The sequence below is a fragment of the Vibrio cionasavignyae genome (assembly GCF_050337155.1).
Lineage (GTDB): Bacteria > Pseudomonadota > Gammaproteobacteria > Enterobacterales > Vibrionaceae > Vibrio > Vibrio nomapromontoriensis.
In genome coordinates this window covers 268178-285565 of record NZ_JAKJSR010000012.1, presented here as the reverse complement: position 1 = coordinate 285565, position 17388 = coordinate 268178, and the positions used below count along the sequence as shown (strand labels likewise).

The following is a 17388-nucleotide window of genomic DNA, read 5'->3' as shown; positions in this document are numbered from 1 at the left end:
TTGCGTGAATGATTGCGAGGCCAATATGAAAAACATCTTGTATGTCCACTTTGGAGAAAACTGGATTCGTGGTAGTGAGCAATGCCTCATTCAACTCATCGACCACTTAAACACCGCAGAGTACCACCCGGTTGTCTGGACGAATAACCACACTCTTAATGATCTGCTGGCGACCCACTCCATTGACTCCCAACTGGATAATTTCACACTACTAATGGGAGGATACCAACCGAATTTCAACGTCAAAAACTGGTTCCAACTCATCAGTAAAGGGATCGCGCTCATTAAGCAATTCGACATTGATGCTATTCATGTCAACAGTGGCGCACCATGCCAATGGATGAACCTCGTTGCCAAGGTAACGGGTACACCTTTGGTCACCCAGCTACACTCCGACTATATTCTACGCGATCGTTTTTGGCTTGGGTTACATCTCTCACCACGAGTCGTGACTGTAAGCCATGCCATCTCTAAAAACCTGCTTGCTGACGGCTTCCCAAAAGATCAACTTGATGTGATTCACAATGGTATACCTAATACCTCAGCCTCAGAGACTGCACCAGAACAGTATCAAGAACTGCCGTCATCGTGGGTAAAACAGGAACTTCAACTCCCTGATGACACGCTTCTATTTGCAACGGTAGGTTCTCTTATTCACCGCAAGGGCGTCGATCGGTTGCTACATGCTTTAGCTCGACTTACTCCCCACTACCCGAACCTGCACTTGGTAGTTATTGGCGATGGGGAATTAAGGCAAGCGCTGCAATCCCTCACTATGCACCTTCGCATCGAAAAGCATGTCACTTTCGTTGGTGAACAATCCAATGTCTCGCAATGGCTGATCGGGGGTGTCGACGGTTTTATCAGCGCAGCTCGAGAAGAAGCATTTGGCCTAGTTATCGCCGAAGCAGCCTTAGCTAAGTTGCCCATTATTGCCCCAAACACAGGCGGTATCCCAGAATTTGTCACCCACAATACCAGCGCTCTTCTCTTCGACAATCATGGTGACGATGAGCTCTTAGTCCAATGGTGCCGACTCATTGATGAGTTTCCAAGCTTATCTCCAGCACTAGCCGACCATGCTTATAGCTATGTTTCTAAGCACCTCAGTGTAGAAACCAATACCCGTGCAATTGAGCATATCTACGACAAAGTAATCAAGAACCAAGCTCAGGAGAGTGTGTCTCTTTTTGCAGCATTAAGACCACTAAAAACGTATATTCAGCGCCGTTGGGTGGGAGGTGTCCGTCATGTCTAATTTGAATCCAGTTCCTGACAGCAAGTCTACACCAAACCGCCACGCGGTGATCTTTGATCCAATGCCTTTCCATGGTGGTTCAAAGGTCGCCACTCAAGCCATTCTCTCAGTTTGTGATGAGCCTGATTTTTCAGTCAGCGTTATTACCGCTCACCCTCGCGGGTGGCAAGAGTATGCTCGAAGTGAGGGAAAGGAAATCAAAATACTCACTATTCCTTTTTCATCTTGGATGTCGTCGATCACGGGGCGAGCATTTTATTTAGTACTGCTATTTCGCCTATGCTTGTGCATGGCTTATCTCACTTGGTTACCCAAGGCTACCTTACTAATAGGGACAACTCAGCCAGGGTCGGACATGGTACTTTACCTGCTCAAAACCCTACTTAAACTGCCGATTATTCAATTCATCCACGGACCGGTTGGCAATTCTCGCTCTGTCGCATGGTGCCTAAAACAAGCTGACCAGATTTATTACTTAGAAAGCACAAAAGCCTCTATTCAGCTCGCATTATCGATGCTAAATGATGGCACTCAACTTCGCCATATTAATGCGACACCATTCATTAATGGGCTCAGCGTATCGCAATGGCCAAGTCTTCGCCAACAATCTCAAGCACGAGTATTTTGGGCAGCATCACTGCTAAAATGGAAAAACCTCGACCTTCTTACGGCTGCAATAAAGAGCATGAGTTGCCCTGTTGAAGGCGATATTTGTTACATCAAACCTAGTTCAATGATATCGCAACACGATCAATGCGCCGCCCCTCAGCCAGTGCCGACACTAAGTTGGCACGAGCAACCAGACAATCTTGATGATATTCGCAAACAGTGCAGTATTTTCGTCTCCACCAGTACCCATGAGCCTTTTGGTCTTTCAGTACTTGAAGCGATGGCGACAGGCTTATGCCCTGTCATTCCAGAAGACGGCGCGTACTGGGACCAAGTACTCACCGATAACGTTGATTGCTTGAAGTATCAAGCAAACAATGCACAGTCTCTTGCAGATAAACTTGTGTTACTCAGTCAGTCACCACTGTTACGCGAAGAAATCAGTATTGCAGCATTAGAGAAAGCTCAAAACTACCGTGCCGATATTTGTTATCACGATGCCGCTCATTCAATTTCGATACTTTCTCAACCAATGTGCCTACGAGAAAGTTCTCATGAATAAGTCGTGGCAACACTTCATCACTTATGGCTTTAGCATTGTCGTGACACGAGGGCTTTCACTCATCATGCTGCCGTTCATTACTCGATATTTAGCGCCAGAACAAATTGGTAAGCTTGAACTACTGGCAACAATTAGCGTGTTTGTTGGCTTATTCATTACCTTTTGCCTTCATGAAGCCCTTTATCGATATGCTGGTCACTTTACCTCTGTAAAAAAACAATACGTAATCGCTAATCGACTCTTTAGTTTATCGTGCTTAGTAGCCGCTATTATCGGTCTACCACTTTGTTTGTTAGCGTTTACTCTAGACCACCAGCTTCTGTCTCCTATAACGCATAAAGAACTGCTACTGGTATTAGTGAGCGTACTCTTTACTGGACCACTCTCTGTCTCCACTGCTTGGCTTCGAATGCAGGACAAAGCTCGCTCATTTTTCATCATTAGTGCAATCGCCAGTCTCATTCAAGTCATCTGGATCGTTATAGCGCTCAATCTACACGCAACAGTGGGTGCCATTCTTTGGGCAGGCCTGGTGGCGACATTATTCCAAATGGTGGCGCTACAAGTCGCAAACCAGTTTCGTTTGCGAAAAATGCCAAGTTCACAGGTGAAACAGTACCTTATTTACAGCCTACCCATTGTCGGTTCAGGCCTTGTTGCCTTTGGCCTAAGTGGTGCGGAAAGATGGATACTCGCGGCGAATACATCACTACTGGAACTTGGGCTATACGCCATCGCGGCTAAATTTGCGCTTGCCATGTGCCTATTAGTTCAGCCTTTCGGTATGTGGTGGATGCCAAAACGATTTCAGATGATTAAAGAACAAGGCCGCACGGCAGTCATCAGAATATCGCAAGCCGGACTCATCTATATTTTTATGCTTGTCGCAGCGATGAGTTATGCTGCCCCGCTGTTTATTTCAATCGCGTTGCCCATCGACTACGAGCCTGCCATCACTTTCATCGTTCCCGCCCTTATGATCGCCATGTTCAAGGAAATGGGTGAAATCACTAACATCGGCATTCTTTATCGCAAACAGACTCAACACCTATTCACCATCAACTTAATCAGTGCCGTCGTCGGCGTTTCTAGCGCTTTTTTTGCAGGCCAGTGGGGAATAATCGCCATACTAACGGTCCTATCCCTAGTGGGCATTGGACGGTTTGTCGCTATTAGTATCGTCAGTCACCGTTTGTACCGTCTCTATTATGACTGTGGTTCATTACTTGCTTTAGCGACACTATCCATAAGTTTTTGTTTCCTGTCTATCTATGTACAGGACATGACGACTCGCTTGCTCATGAGCGTCCTCTCACCTATTTTTATTCTATTAACCGCATTATTGCTGCAGCGTTTTGCATTAACCCAACTGCCAACCCTACAGCAGCAGAGTGAGCCTTAAATGACAACAACGCATGCTAACCCAACCGCAAAACATGGTTTGCTCAGCCTTGGGGTTACCTTGTGCGTTGGCCTTATTTGGTGGTTCATTCCTCACCCGGTATTGGGGCTAGCACTCAGTTTATTGCCCATAGCAATTTTATTTGTTCTTAGTCAAACCTTTTGGCTCGTGACCCTCTTCATTGTCTTTTCATTTTTCCGAATCCATGAGGTTTTCCCGGTCCTTTACCCTTTAAAGTTCCCACTAATACTGTCTGCAGGGGCACTTGGTGCTTTACTTTGGCATACGCTCATCAGCCAGCAAGTCAAACTCTATTGGCACCAAACCTATATTTGGCTGCTTGCCTTTTGGGGACTGGTCATTGTCGGCGTGATTCTCGCAGCCAATAGAGGAGTCGCTCTGGCTATGTTCAATGGCACCTATTGGAAAATCATGGTCATGACATTGGCGGTATCGTGGCTTATCACGTCTCCCAAAGAGCTGTCTCGCTTCTCTTTTTTGATGGTAACTTCTGGGTTACTCGTGGGTTGCGTTGCCTTGTTTAATTCCGTTAACGGTATTGGGTTGGTTGAAGGCTCACGTGTAACTATTGGGCGAGATTTTGGCTCTATGCTTGGCGACCCAAACGATCTCGCGTTAGTGCTAATGTTCCCACTGGCGTTTTCTGTCGGCGCTGCGACGACAAAAGGGATAGGTGGCTTTTTTCGTACTTTTTCTTTCATTACCTCTATCGTGTTGTTGCTCGCCGTTATCGCGACTCAAAGTCGTGGAGGGTTGCTTGGCTCAATGTCCGTATTCGGAGTCTATGCTTGGCGACTTATTCAATCTAAAACCTTATTCTTTTCTATCGGCGGAATTGCCGCACTTGTTTTATACGCGGTTGCCGGTATCTCTGACCGCGCTTCTGGCGGTTCGGAAGAAGCTGGGATTGATGCGTCCGCAATGGGGCGGCTGTATGCGTGGGAAGCGGCTTATAAAATGGCACTAGATAATCCAATCTTTGGTGTAGGTTTGGATAATTTTTATTATAACTATTTTTTCTACAGCCCCCATTGGGATGGCGTCAATCATGCGGTTCACAGTACATGGTTTGGCGTGTTAGCCGAAACCGGTTTTTTAGGTCTAGGGCTATTCATCATGTTTATCTATTCTTTAGTAAAATGCGCTCGCCAAACCCTTCAGACCATCGATAGCCAAATCGATGTTCCCCCTTATCTTTTATCAATGGCACTCGCCGTCTACAGTGGATTAATCGGCACCATCGTTTCTGGTACCTTTCTTACTCAAGGCTTCAATTGGCCTATTTATCTCCTCGCTGCACTCACTATCGCCGTGTCACAAATTGCTTCTCAATTTGAGAACGCTCACGAACACCAATAACAACAGTTCGTAAGTAACTGTTTTAAAACAACTAAAATAGTTGGCTCGCTTCTTGTAATTCTATGAAGACCTCTAGCTTTTTGACAAGGACTTCAAAGATGAACGCCACTACTTCATTTGATTTTAAAACTTGGTTACGCTCGCACCCGAATCCTAAAATGCAAAAGCTGTTTGTCTTTTTGAAAAAAACACGAGCAGCTGGCCTCCCAACACCAAGGTTCTACAATAAAGTCCTCTATGCGGTGGTGACCTTATGTCGCAATAGTATTGAGACCTTCACTCGTTTAGTTATTTATACGCCGGCATTCAAAGGGCGTATCGCCAGCTACGGCCACTCATTGTATCTTTATAGTGGCCTCCCCCTTATTACCGGGCCACTGACCATTGAATTAGGTAACGAATGCCGGGTCTCTGGCCACACAACATTCAGCGGTCGAACCACTCCCCACCCTGATCCTCAAGTACAACCCAAACTGCTAGTGGGTAGTAATGTCGACATTGGTTGGCAAGTCACCATCGCCGTGTCAGAGCTAGTTGAGATTCAAGATAACGTGAGAATTGCGGGTCGTTGCCAGCTATTTGGTTACTCAGGACATCCTCTCAACGCAGAAAAACGTGCATTAGGCGATCCTGATGAAGACCACCGTATCGGCAGTATCATTCTTGAAAAAGATGTTTGGCTAGCTACAGGCGTCACCATACAACCTGGAGTGACTGTCGGCGAAGGCACAATTGTCGCTGCTGGAAGCGTCGTCACCCATGACTTACCTTCAAACGTGATTGCGGCGGGTAGCCCAGCAAAGGTAGTCAAATATATCAACCAAGATCAGTAATGGATCAGCGCAAGTGAATAGCCGTCATTGCCACTCAAGTAAGGAAATAATGATGAGAGATCTGATTGTATTTGGGGAAGATTTTGGTGCTCTGCCGTCAAGCACGCAGCACTTGGTCAAGCGTCTAGCCAAGCAAAGAAAAGTGCTGTGGATCAACTCAATTGGCTTACGTCAACCCCGTTTTAGCCGCCACGATCTTCACCGAGCGGCGAACAAACTTCTTGGCAAAGACAAGTCTCATCAACTTGATTTAGATACTGAAACGGTGCCGAATTCGATAACAATCGTTAACCTCATTACCATACCCGCGCCTCGTTCAATGGTCGCAAGAAAGCTGGCCGCAAACCTAATGGCTTATCAGCTTCGTCCCATCATCAATAAGTTATCATTAAATAACGCGCTCGTATGGACGTCGCTTCCAACCGCGGTTGACGTCTGTCCACTACTAGGAGACTACCCTGTTGTTTACTATTGCGGCGATGATTTTGGTGCGCTTGCCGGTGTTGACCACCGCACCGTGTTGGAACACGAGGAGAGACTGGTTGCTACTGCCAATATGATCATTACAGCAAGCGATAAATTACTTAGCAAGTTTCCAGGCTCTAAAACGAATGTCTTAAGCCATGGTGTTGACTGCGGAAAATTTTCCACTCCTGCAATTAGAGCTACCGATCTTCCTAATAATAACCGTCCTATTGCTGGCTTTTATGGCAGCCTGTCCGATTGGTTGGATTATCCACTGTTGAATGACGCTATCCGAGCATTGCCCCATTGGGACTTTGTTTTTATTGGGCAACTAGAGCTAGATAGTTTTCCTATCATTCAAGCCGATAACGTTCACTATCTTGGCCCTCGTCCTCACTCTCAGTTGCCGAGCTATAGCCAGCACTGGACGGTCAGCCTACTGCCCTTTGTGTTGAACGAACAAATAATCGCATGTAATCCACTCAAACTTAAAGAGTATTTAGCCTCTCGACGCCCGATCGTAACCAGTAACTTTCCTGCACTCGAACCTTACCGCGAGCACGTGAACGTCGTCCATGACTCTGCGTCACTGATAGAGGCACTAAAACGTCTTGAGTTACACTCCGCAGAGTTGCCCAAAGGGATTGTAGACAGCGAAAGTTGGGATCAGCGAGTCATAACACTAGAGCGTTATTTGGAGGTGATATGAGTGAATTAAAGCTGCGCCTTCTCATTATTTTCACCGCGGCATGGCGACGACGTTATGCCATCGCGATTCCAATATTGGTCATGCCATTTATTGCCTATGCGATTGCCACTTTAGCGCCATTAAAATACAAAGCTCATACCAGTATGCTGATTCAAGAAACAGCAAAAATGAATCCGTTCCTTGAAGATCTTGCCGTGTCTACCATGCTCAAGGATCGCATCGCTGCCTTAAAAACACTGCTCAACAGTCGCCACGTTTTATTATCTGTTGCCGCTGATCTCGGGCTAACCAATGATCAAATGCGCCCAGAAGAAGTGGAACAAGTCATTAATAAAATGTCTGCAAGCTTGATGGTGACACAACTCAGTAAAGATTTTATCAAAATAGAACACACTGCCTCTCGACCTGAAGGTATGCAAGCGATGCTCGAAGCCGTCAGTGTCCACTTTATAGAAGAGTTACTTGCGCCAGAGCGCTCATCCATTCGTGATTCCAGCGAGTTTCTCGCCATACACATAGACAAACGACAAGAAGATCTTGATTCAGCAGAACAAGCACTGGCTGATTATTACAACCAGTATTCATCTTCAACACCCGAGATGCAAAATGAGAACCTTAGCCGCCTAGCCTCTTTACGCCAAACCCTCGCGGAAAAAGAAGCTGAGCTATCTGGGGTAGAAAAAAGTCTCGGGACGCTAGACCAACAGTTATCTAAAACCAATCCTATTGTCGGAAAGATTGAAGAACAAATCATAGAAACCCGCAGTGCCCTCACGCTACTCAAGGCGAAATACACCAATAGCCACAGCGCTGTGCAAGCGCGGGAGAGAGAACTCGATAGACTCGAGCAGGAAAGAACCTTACTTCTCAACTCAGAGCAATCCAGTTTAGATAATGATCAACTATGGGACATTGCCAATGCTTCTGTCAGTACGCAAGCAAGTGAGCTACAACCGCTACTTATTACGCAGCTACTGAGTCTGCAAGTCGTCAGAAGTCGCTACGAGTCGCTAAAACAAGAGACTGGCAGCTTAAAACGAATGATAAACGACCTCTCTGATACAGCCCAAAACTACGGTAGTACAGCAAAACAACTGTTAAAACTGCAGCGAGACGTGGCGTTAAAACGCCAGTTATATGACGAGCTGGTCGAGCGTTACGAAATGGCTCAATTAACGGGTTCCCTTGGGGTCTTTGAACAAAACAAACGAGTTAAAATTATTGACCGCCCTTTTACCCCTAGTGCCCCAGTCAACATTCCACCGATTGTTTTCCTTTTGGCTGGGATTTTTGCTGGGTTAGCACTTGGTATAGGTATGGCCATTGTCTTAGAGCTTTTTGATACCACCATTAGACGTAGACAACAACTCGAAACGATATCAGGTGTTCCACTCATCACAGCTATACCAAAATTTGAATAGCGTGTTTATCTCGCTTCAAACTGATTCTCAATTTAGGAACTGGCTACCACAACACCTGGGATGGTTTTAACTCACTGAAATAACGCTATTTAATTTTTGGCATGAGGAATGCAATAACTATTTATCAATTATTGAAAACCCAAATTATCAACTATCAGATACTCAAACATCCACATTCCCCTCCCTTAAGGATGAGTGCAGGACAAGTTAGACATTAAAGGAGAACACCATGAAAACGTCGCCTCTGATTGCCCACAAAGGTAAAGGATCCACTTTAAAAGTCATTCATGTTGTACAACATATGGCACCCGGTGGCCTTGAGACCATGGTCCTAGAGCTATTAAAGCAAGCTAACGATACCGAACGCGTTTTTATAGTAAGCTTGGAGGGTGAAATGGAACAAGCATTGGAACATTGGCCAAAGCTACGTCCATACCGCTCACATTTATTCTTTCTTGCTAAACCATCAGGTACTCAAATCACCTTAGTAAGAACGCTTTCGCGTCTGTTTAAAGTTCTGTCACCTCAAGTTGTTCATACTCACCATATAGGTCCACTTCTATATGGCGGTATCGCGGCAAGACTCGCTAAAGTACCGATTCGCATTCACACCGAACATGATATGTGGCACCTCAATTGCGAAAAGCGTCAGAGCGTAGAAGGCCTTGCACTTAAACTGGTGAAACCCATCTTAGTAGCAGATGCGTGTGGCGTACAACAACAGCTTATCGAGCTATTCCCCAACACTGAACCGCTGCTCATCAAAAATGGCATCGACTGTGACCGTTTCATACCTGGCGATCGTCTAAGCGCCCGTAGAGCACTCAACTTACCGGCTCACCCAATGATGATTGGTACTGCGGGTAGATTAGAAACCGTCAAGGGCCAGGCCTTCTTGCTCAAAGCATTAGCTCGAATGCCTAAGCACATCCACTTAGCCATCGCAGGAATTGGTTCACTCGACACCGACTTGAAACAACTGTGCCATAAGCTTGATATTCAAGACCGAGTCCACTTCCTTGGTCTTGTCGACCAAATGCCGACATTTTACCAATCCCTAGACGTTTTTTGTTTACCGTCTTTGCAAGAAGGCTTTCCTCTATCACCTTTAGAAGCACAAGCATGCAATATTCCAGTTGTCGTTACTGATGTTGGCGCTGCAAAAGAAACATTGTGTCCGCTATCAGGGGTAGTGACTGAACCCCAAAACGTCACTTCGCTTATTGATTCTCTTACTCTTACCCTTCAAACCAAGCATCTATTTTGCCCTCGGGATTTTGTTGTAGAAAACAACGATGTGAGAGCAATGAGTCAAGCCTATCGCAATCTGGTATTCAAGGCTTAGCGTAATACCACTAAATCATAACGGTCAATGTCATCTACAAAGTAAGTACAACATCTTTGCATAGGAGCAATTCAATGGACGGAATCTGGTTAGGTATATTTTTGATATGCGCGGCGCTCATTATTTACCATCATGCTGGCTACCCTTTGCTACTACGTTGGTATTCGAATAAACATCCGCTCAAAGCTGTGGCGTCATCGAACCGAGGCTATCACGAACAAAATAAAGACCGCGTCCTACCTAGCATTACCATTTTGATGCCAGCATTTAATGAAGAGCTGTGGATTGCGGAAAAAATTCGAAATATCGCCAGCCTTGATTATCCCCAACGCAAGCTTCGTGTGCTTATTATTGCCGACGGCTGTACCGATGACACTGTACACGTAGCAGAGTCAGCGATACAGGAAGCGATATGTTCAGAAGCCCATTTTGAAGTCATCGCCCACGAGAAGAACCGCGGTAAAGTGGCTATATTAAATCAAATGTTACCCTGTATCTCTTCCGACATTACCGCGATAACCGATGTATCATCACTTATCTCTATCGATGCTCTCCTTATTGCCGCTCAGCAATTTAATGACCCAGAGGTTGGGGTAGTGAACTCCACTTATCATTTGCTCAATGAAGAAAGTAGTGAAGCGGCATACTGGCATTACCAAAACCAGATCAAATATAGAGAAACGACATTAGGCTCGACTATTGGCAGTCACGGTGCATTGTACTTTATCCGTACCGCACTATTCGAAACACTGCCCGCCAACGCCATCAACGATGACTTTCTCATTCCAATGCACATTGTGCACAAAGGGTATCGCGCCGCCTATTCACCTGACATGAACGCCGTTGAACTAGAAGCGACCCAAGCTGGGGATGACTTCAAACGTAGGATCAGGATTTCCGCTGGTAACATGCAGCAAGTTGTTCAGTTATTTGACTTATTTTCCCCGCGCTTTAAAGGGGTCGCTTTTGCCTTTTTCTCAGGAAAAGGACTAAGACTACTTACGCCTTACTTAATGATCACCTGTCTCATAACATCGGGTTTATTGAGCCAAAACCTTTTGTTTCTATGCTTTTTTATTGCTCAAATTGCGATCTATAGCTTAGCGGCTTTAGCCTATTACTTCCCTCATTTACAACGAGCTAAACCCGTACAGCTTTTAACGTATTTAGTCGTTGGTCACACTGCAAATTTCATTGGTGGCTTGCGCTACCTGCTAGGACTTGAAAACGGAAAATGGAAACGTGTTTTACGTTAGGAGAATTACCATGAAAAATAACACCTATGAAAAGCCAACCATTCGCATCGCTAAACGTATCTTCGATCTCATTGGCGCAAGTATCGGTGTGGTAATCTTAGCGATTTCCTTTCTTCCCGTTGCTATCGCGATAAAGTTAACATCTAAGGGCCCGGTTTTTTATCAGCAATTAAGAGTGGGCAAGTTTACCCCGACAAAAGTCGACCTTATTCACGTCCTTAAATATCGCACCATGTACATTGATGCGGAGAGCCGAAGCGGCGCAACTTGGGCGACGGAAAATGATCCAAGAATAACGCCTGTAGGACGCTTTTTAAGAAAAACTCGACTCGATGAGTTACCGCAGTTTATTAATGTCATCAGAGGCGATATGTCCTTAATTGGACCAAGACCTGAACGCCCTGATTTCTATACAAAGCTTGAACAAGATATCCCATTTTTTACCGAGCGAACCTATGATGTTTTACCCGGTATCACGGGATTAGCACAAGTCAACCAAGGTTATGATACCTGTGTCGACGATGTAAGAAGAAAGGTAGGATTTGATCACAGCTACGCATTATCGCTATCATCATTAAAAACATGGTTCATTACAGATGTCCATATCGTCATCAAAACATTGAAGATCATGGTTGATGGTCGTGGCCGTTAAGCCGTTAAGCCGTTAAGCCGTTAAGGGTAACTAATCCTGTGGCTACAAATATAAAAAAATCCAGCCTTAGCTGGATTTTTTTGCGGTAAAGATGCACATCAGTCCGACAAGAATAAACCCAATGCCAAACAGCTTCACTCCATTAAATGGCTCATTCAACCACGGAAGCGTTACGGCCAGCGCATAAACTAAAACATAACTCAAACTCAATAACGGATAAGCAACGCCTAAAGGTAAATGTTTAAGCGCCATGACCCAACATGCCATTGAGGTGGCATAGCATAACAAGCCTATCGCGACACAAACTAACGCAGGCCAAGTCGCTAGCCAGAGTTGTACTAACGCATATTTGCCAAGCAGCTCTGCTATTAAGGTCCACTGAGAAGATAAATTTCCCATCCCCCACTTCATCGCCAATTGAGCGACGGAGATGAGCACGACGCTTAGCAGGGCAACCGGAAGTCCTGCTTTTAAATCTTTCAATACCATTAGCCAGCACCACCCAAAATACCGACACCAATCATGATAAACATCACACCAAGCCACTGCTTCGGAACGATTACTTCTCCAAATGCAAACTTCGAAACCAACAGCATGATGACAAAATTAATACTCAATAATGGGTAGGCAATGGATACATCCCACTGACTCAGAACCCCAAGCCATGTAACAGCACTGGTTCCTAAAAACGTAATGCCAAGCATCATAGGGAAGCTAAAAAGCTTCCCTATGACCGATAAGTGTGGATTTTCTTCAAAGTGCATCGCCGCCCGTTTTTGCCAATATTGGCTTAACGAACTGGCGAGCACTGAAAGAACAAACAAAAAAACCGTCATTAGTTTTGCGCTTTCTTATCAAAAATCAATGCATGATAACGACCTAAATCAACATGATCACTGGATTTAGGAAAACCTTCAGGCAGCGCTGGTAAGTCTCTAAAGTGTAGCAATACAGGTCCTGTTAATTGCTTTTCTTTAATGAACTCACCTAATTGATTCCACTCAACATAGCGATGTTTTGAGTCTTCATACTCAAGGCCATAGTCCACTTCACCCATCCCCTTAGTTAAGTACACGTCGCTGCGTTTTAGGTACCAGTTTAATGCGGACATTGTGTCAGGGTAATCGGCAATCAGCACCATGTCGTCTGAGACTTTTGGCGCTAACATTGTCATAAAGTCTTCTGGCATTTTTGAGTGAATCGTTGTGTTAGGCACAGCAAAAGAAAACAAAGCAAACAACGCTAGTGGTGACACCATGTACGCAGCAAACTTTCTCTCAAATGACGACGTTTTGGTGGCGTAGAAGGCACAAACAGCCCAAAAACCAAGAATAAACGCAGCTACTGCAACGCGGTAAGATTCGGATGCCTCGAGTGGCAGTTTGCCCATAAAGAACATCACCACTAATACCGTAGCGACTACAGCAAAGAACAAACCATTAATGGCTGAACCAATTGTTAAACCTTTTACTTTTTTCTCGCCCGCTTTCAAAAGACCATGAGTCAAAAGAATCGCGATAGGCGCCATACAAGGAAGGATGTATGTCGCTAACTTCCCACTGGCATATGAGAAAAATAGGAAAGGAACAATCGCCCAAAGCAATGAGTAGCGAATGAGCGGTTTTGATACTTCACCTTTGAGTTGCGCCACAGCCGACGGAGCCCAAAATACCCACGGAAGCGTGCCCAAAAACAGGAATGGCACGTAGTACCAAACAGGTGCAACGTGTTGAGCGTCTTCAGCGGTAAAACGGTGAATATGCTCTTCCCAGAAGAAATAATTCCAATAATCGGCTTCGGCTGCATGCACAGCAAGTGACCATGGTAAGCAAGTGATAAACGCCACAAGCATAACCCACCAGCCCCAACGCAGTATTTCCAGAAACTGCTTTTGCATGATCATATAAGGGACAACAACGATCACTGGTAGCGCCAGCGCCAGGAAGCCTTTGGTTAATACAGCGCATCCACAGAAAAACCCTGCCAGACCATAATTAAGCCAGCGCTGAGCACTGGTTTGAGATTGGGTAGCAAAGAAGAATGCGACGTAACAAGCACTCAACCAGAACGCAAGCATGCCATCCAGTACGCTGTAGGTGCCAACCGCTGCCACCATGAACATACTTAGGAATACGCCAGCCGTTAACCAACCTTGACGGCGTGTCGTCATCTTACCGACAACTAATACTAAACTTAGAGCAACACCTAATGTGGCCAGTGCCGAGGCAATACGCACAGAAAAGTTATTCTCACCAAAAATCACCTGAGCGATCGCATTGAACCAATAGCCCATTACCGGCTTTTCAAAATAACGCAGGTCATTAAACGTCGGTACAATCCAGTTTCCGGACGCGACCATCTCTCGAGAGATTTCACCGTAACGCAGCTCATCAGGAGACCAGAGTGGACGAATATCCAACGGTAATATGTAGAGAGCTATAAAGAAAAGCGGAACCCATACCGCCCAGTTGATTCGAGATTGTTGCATTCTTCATCCAATTGAATAAAAGCCCACGACGATCATGGGCTTATGTTTTTGTATACAGCTAGCTTTATATACAGATAGTTTTATATACGATAAGGCGACTTAGAGTCCCATTCGTTCAACGAATGAGGCTTGGTGAGTCAACCAACCTTCACGTCCTTCCATCTCGATATTTTTTATCGAATCATGAGGAAGTGGATCAACTGCATCATTAAGCAGATCAATCATAGGCACGAATTCTATATTTTGTTGCTTAGCTCTGACAATCAATTCTTCAAACATTTCGGCACATACGATACCTTCCACTTCGGCATGAATCGTATAAACGTTCAGACCATCGCGTTTAATCAGCTTAAGAATAGCGTCATTATAGTTGCTATTGTCCACGCCATCTTGGCCAACCAATTCATCATACGTTGGCAAGGTGACAGGGATCTGTGGTGCCATCCCTTCTCCTGGTGAGAAAATGGAATCGCCACGGCAGTCACTGTTGTACTTGAAAGGAAAGGCATTTTTCTCAATCAAAGTCTGATCAGTACAACGCCATCCAGCGACAGCACTACAAGGTAAGTTTTTACCGGTGATGTCTTTGAGAAGATTATAGCCAAGGGTTATTTGATTGCGAAGTTCCGCATCAGACATGGTATCTGTTTTCATTTGCCATTTATGGTGATCCCACGCGTGGAGACCAATCTCATGGCCAGCGCGATCGGCGGCTTCAATGATAGGACGTAATTTCTTACCAATGATTGGACCCGGCCACAGCGTACCACGGATGAGAATATCGTAACCGTAAAGGCTCGCAGCTTTTGAGCGAAGCATCTTCTTCAAAAATGCAGGACGCAAAAGGCGCCATATATGGCGCCCCATGTTATCAGGTCCAACAGTAAAGAAGAATGAAGCCATCACTCCATGCTTTTCGAAAATTTCGAGCAGCTTAGGCACGCCGAGTTTAGTTCCTCGAAACGTGTCTACGTCGATCCTAAGACCGACCTTAGTGACTTCATTCTGATTCATTACTTATCTTCTGCTACTGCACCTTTAAGGAAGAAATCTAACGTCTCTTCGATAGTATCGTTCATGTGAACCTGTGGTTCCCAATCCAGAAGTTTCTTCGCGTTAGCAATGCTTGGTTTACGGTGTTGAACGTCTTGGTAACCGTCGCCGTAAAACGCTTTGCTTTCTACTAGATTGTAGCCTGCAAATGGAGGGAAGTTGCCACGTAATGGGTGGTTTTCAAACTTCTCTACCAATGTTTCAGCCAACTCTTTGATGCTCGCTTCGTTTTCTGGTGCACCAATGTTGATGATTTGACCGTCACACAGACCATCTTTGTTTTCGATGATGCGGAATAGTGCTTCAATCGCTTCAGAGATGTCAGTGAAACAACGCTTCTGCTCACCACCGTCAATCAGTTTGATTGGCGTACCTTCAACAAGGTTTAGAATAAGCTGAGTAATTGCACGGCTAGAACCAACACGTGCTGAGTTCAAGCTATCAAGGCGAGGACCCATCCAGTTAAATGGACGGAACAGCGTGAAGTTAAGGCCATCTTTTTTACCATAAGCCCAGATTACACGGTCAAGCAATTGCTTAGACACTGAGTAGATCCAACGCTGACGGTTGATAGGACCGACGATAAGTGGCGACGTATCTTCGTTGAACTCAGAATCCGTAGACATACCGTAAACTTCTGAAGTCGATGGGAAGATAATGCGCTTGTTGTATTTCACACAGCCACGAACAATCTTCAAGTTCTCTTCAAAATCTAGCTCAAATACTTTTAGCGGGTTACGCGTGTATTCAATTGGAGTCGCGATAGCAACCAATGGTAGTACGATGTCACACTTCTTAATGTGGTACTCAATCCATTCGTTATGAATCGTGATATCACCTTCAACGAAATGGAAGTCAGGGTGGCCCAGGTGATCAGAAATCTGATTTGAGCTCATGTCCATCGCGTAAACTTCGTAACCGCCATCATCAAGAAGACGCTTAGTTAGGTGAGTACCGATAAAGCCATTGGCACCAAGAATCAGTACTTTTTGACGTTTCTTAGCATTGATGATCGCGCTTGCTTGAGGACCAAAACGCATACCTTCAATCAAGTGAAGCTCTGCTGCCAGTTGCTCACCACCAAGGTACAGACCGTTTTCAGCTTCACCAGAGTTAACAATCACTGAGCCTTGAGCACAGGCAATTGTTAGTGGAGAAGTGGCAACAATCGTACCTGGCGTCGCTTCAAATGTTTTTTCGCTTGGTGTGACACTCCAGATTGTCAGCTTACGCTCACCTAGGAAAGTAAACGCACCTGGGAATGGTTCAGTAACCGCGCGCACTAAGTTAAATACTGTGCGAGAGTCTGTAGACCATTTGATTTCACCATCGGCGGGTGTACGGCGACCAAAGTACGTCGCTTTTATTTCATCTTGTGCTGTTGCTACTGCGCTACCATCAACGATAGTTGGCAATACTTTAGCCAGTAGATCGCTTGATGCTACCGCTAGACGCTTATGCAGCGTTTCTGCTGAGTCTTCGTCAGTAATGGCAATTTTTTCTTGTCCAACGATGTCACCAGCGTCTGCTTTTTGCACCATTTTGTGCAGCGTCACGCCCGTCTCTGTCTCGCCGTTAACCAGTGCCCAGTTGATAGGAGCACGACCACGGTAAGTTGGAAGCAAAGAACCGTGCAGGTTAAAGCCACCTTTTGGCGCAAGATCCAACACTTCTTGGCTGATCATATTGCGGTAGTAGAAAGAGAACAACGCGTCAGGTTTCATCTGGCGAATTTTCTCAACCCAAAGTGGGTGGTTTACGTCTTCTGGCGCATAAACTGGGATACCGTTTTTCGCCGCAAGCTTCGCTACAGACTCAAAAAATACGTTTTCGTTGCTATCATCAACATGGGTAAATACCGCTTCGATTTCAACGCCTGCTTCAAGCAAACTACGAACGCCTGTACAACCGATATTGTGGTAGGCAAACACGACTACTTTCATGGAATATTCCTC

Annotated in this window: 15 protein-coding genes; 10 read left to right on the top strand and 5 right to left on the bottom strand. The window is 45.3% G+C overall.

Annotated elements, in window-relative coordinates; translation table 11 throughout:
- The first annotated feature begins 25 nt into the window (after nt 1–25).
- From L4D74_RS09130 to L4D74_RS09085, 10 genes are all read left to right on the top strand, one after another.
- Nucleotides 26–1258: a glycosyltransferase gene (locus L4D74_RS09130; protein WP_428751818.1), complete on the top strand. Its 1233-nt coding sequence runs from the start codon at nt 26–28 to the stop codon at nt 1256–1258.
- Nucleotides 1251–2429 carry a glycosyltransferase family 4 protein gene (locus L4D74_RS09125; RefSeq protein WP_428751817.1) on the top strand — a complete coding sequence of 393 codons (1179 nt, stop codon included), beginning with the start codon at nt 1251–1253 and terminating at the stop codon, nt 2427–2429. Before L4D74_RS09130 ends, L4D74_RS09125 begins: the two co-directional genes overlap by 8 nt.
- Nucleotides 2422–3831, top strand: a complete 1410-nt coding sequence (locus L4D74_RS09120) for a lipopolysaccharide biosynthesis protein (protein WP_428751816.1) — start codon at nt 2422–2424, stop codon at nt 3829–3831. The genes L4D74_RS09125 and L4D74_RS09120 overlap by 8 nt, the downstream gene beginning before the upstream one ends.
- On the top strand, nt 3832–5211 hold the full coding sequence (locus tag L4D74_RS09115) for an O-antigen ligase family protein (RefSeq protein WP_428751815.1): 1380 nt from the start codon (nt 3832–3834) through the stop codon (nt 5209–5211). It begins immediately after the preceding gene.
- A 98-nt stretch (nt 5212–5309) separates the two neighbouring features.
- Nucleotides 5310–6044: an acyltransferase gene (locus tag L4D74_RS09110; RefSeq protein WP_428751814.1), complete on the top strand. Its 735-nt coding sequence runs from the start codon at nt 5310–5312 to the stop codon at nt 6042–6044.
- Nucleotides 6045–6096: 52 nt separating this feature from the next.
- Nucleotides 6097–7218, top strand: coding sequence for a glycosyltransferase (locus L4D74_RS09105; protein WP_428751912.1), 1122 nt, complete (start codon nt 6097–6099; stop codon nt 7216–7218).
- Nucleotides 7215–8639, top strand: a complete 1425-nt coding sequence (locus tag L4D74_RS09100; protein ID WP_428751813.1) for a GumC family protein — start codon at nt 7215–7217, stop codon at nt 8637–8639. The genes L4D74_RS09105 and L4D74_RS09100 overlap by 4 nt, the downstream gene beginning before the upstream one ends.
- Nucleotides 8640–8868: 229 nt before the next feature.
- On the top strand, nt 8869–9984 hold the full coding sequence (locus L4D74_RS09095; RefSeq protein ID WP_428751812.1) for a glycosyltransferase: 1116 nt from the start codon (nt 8869–8871) through the stop codon (nt 9982–9984).
- 74 nt (nt 9985–10058) lie between these two features.
- A complete protein-coding gene (locus L4D74_RS09090) occupies nt 10059–11240 on the top strand; it encodes a glycosyltransferase family 2 protein (protein ID WP_428751810.1) in 1182 nt (393 codons plus the stop codon).
- A 10-nt stretch (nt 11241–11250) separates the two neighbouring features.
- Nucleotides 11251–11892 carry a sugar transferase gene (locus L4D74_RS09085; protein WP_428751809.1) on the top strand — a complete coding sequence of 214 codons (642 nt, stop codon included), beginning with the start codon at nt 11251–11253 and terminating at the stop codon, nt 11890–11892.
- A 66-nt stretch (nt 11893–11958) separates the two neighbouring features.
- Here L4D74_RS09085 and arnF read toward each other — a convergent pair whose 3' ends face one another.
- The 5 genes from arnF to arnA all read right to left on the bottom strand — a co-directional run bounded on the left by arnF (nt 11959) and on the right by arnA (nt 17376).
- Nucleotides 11959–12381 carry a 4-amino-4-deoxy-L-arabinose-phosphoundecaprenol flippase subunit ArnF gene (gene arnF / locus L4D74_RS09080; RefSeq protein WP_428751808.1) on the bottom strand — a complete coding sequence of 141 codons (423 nt, stop codon included), beginning with the start codon at nt 12379–12381 and terminating at the stop codon, nt 11959–11961.
- A complete protein-coding gene (locus tag L4D74_RS09075; protein WP_428751807.1) occupies nt 12381–12728 on the bottom strand; it encodes a DMT family transporter in 348 nt (115 codons plus the stop codon). Before L4D74_RS09075 ends, arnF begins: the two co-directional genes overlap by 1 nt.
- Nucleotides 12728–14380 carry a lipid IV(A) 4-amino-4-deoxy-L-arabinosyltransferase gene (arnT, locus tag L4D74_RS09070; RefSeq protein ID WP_428751806.1) on the bottom strand — a complete coding sequence of 551 codons (1653 nt, stop codon included), beginning with the start codon at nt 14378–14380 and terminating at the stop codon, nt 12728–12730. The genes L4D74_RS09075 and arnT overlap by 1 nt, the downstream gene beginning before the upstream one ends.
- A 99-nt stretch (nt 14381–14479) precedes the next feature.
- Nucleotides 14480–15394 (bottom strand): 4-deoxy-4-formamido-L-arabinose-phosphoundecaprenol deformylase, encoded by a 915-nt coding sequence (arnD, locus tag L4D74_RS09065; RefSeq protein ID WP_428751805.1) that lies wholly within the window; start codon nt 15392–15394, stop codon nt 14480–14482.
- A complete protein-coding gene (gene arnA, locus L4D74_RS09060) occupies nt 15394–17376 on the bottom strand; it encodes a bifunctional UDP-4-amino-4-deoxy-L-arabinose formyltransferase/UDP-glucuronic acid oxidase ArnA (protein ID WP_428751804.1) in 1983 nt (660 codons plus the stop codon). The genes arnD and arnA overlap by 1 nt, the downstream gene beginning before the upstream one ends.
- Between the last annotated feature and the right edge of the window lie 12 nt (nt 17377–17388).